At 52.5% G+C, this 958-nt stretch carries 2 protein-coding genes; both read left to right on the plus strand.

Features of this window, described 5'->3' with window-relative positions; genetic code table 11:
- Positions 1–558: RHS repeat-associated core domain-containing protein (locus tag AC1RQF_RS33345; protein ID WP_492874392.1), on the plus strand; the 558-nt coding region annotated here is incomplete at its 5' end.
- Positions 555–836, plus strand: a complete 282-nt coding sequence (locus AC1RQF_RS33350) for a hypothetical protein (RefSeq protein ID WP_492874394.1) — start codon at positions 555–557, stop codon at positions 834–836. The genes AC1RQF_RS33345 and AC1RQF_RS33350, both read left to right, overlap by 4 nt.
- Positions 837–958: the final 122 nt, after the last annotated feature.

Genomic DNA, 958 nt, shown 5'->3' on the forward strand with positions numbered 1-958 from the left:
CAGGTTGATGAGGCGGGGGTGGTTTATAACCGGCATCGGTATTACGATCCCACCGTTGGGCGTTACATCTCGAAAGATCCGATCGGGTTGCGTGGTGGACTGAATGGATATCAGTACGCGCCAGATCCTGTGACATGGGTCGATCCGCTCGGATTATCTAAAGCCTGCTGCTGTGGTGGTTCGTACAGTGGTGCGAAGCAAGCATCAAAACTGTTGAGAGATTCCGGGGTTCCGAGGAAGTTTCGGAAGGCGGTTATGGAGTCGTTCGATGTTGAAACAATTAAGGTCCGTAATGCAGGGGCAAATGAATACGGTCTTCGGTATTACGATGACACCAATGCGTTTGCAAAAGGCCGGTATTTGTTTGAAACCTTCCCTGCAAGTCGAGAATCTTTGGCTGTTAAGCCTGAGTGGAATGATATGACCAAGGTTCAGCAGTGGAAGGTGCGTGAGGGTGAGCCAATGATTGAGGGGCGTGCGTCAGCGCAAGGCCCATGTTTGCCGGGTGGGCAGGTCCAAAAATATGTTCTCGATTTGGGGGCTCTTAGTAAGCCATGAGTGAAAGAAAAGATGCTCTGCTAGCAGAATTAAAGGCTGTTATTTCTGCTGTCTCCGGGCTGACAGAGCAGGATGGAGTTTCCTTGGGGCAGCGCAAGTATGTGCTGGAAGTGCTTGAGGAATACGTCGCCAGTCTCGAACATGATCCCTTGATTGCAACGGATTGCAATCGAGTCAGTCGCATTGTGGTCGAGTATTGGCCTATGAACTTAGCTGTTGGTGAGCGGGTAATCGGAGTGGAGCAGAGAATGGGCGCATTCACGGGGCAGAGAAAATAAGCCAAGGGCCGCTGTCGCGGCCCTTGCTGTATCTGCAATTACCCAACGAGATCAGGACGCGGATCGGGACCGTGCGGCCGGATGGTCATCGGGTCGACTGGCTGACGTATGGCAGCGGACAT

This window comes from Burkholderia sp. GW821-FHT14F03 (assembly GCF_058803765.1).

Coding starts and splice junctions, on each gene's coding strand:
- AC1RQF_RS33350 (WP_492874394.1), top strand. CDS start 555: ATGAGTGAAAGAAAAGATGCTCTGCTAGCAGAATTAAAGGCTGTTATT.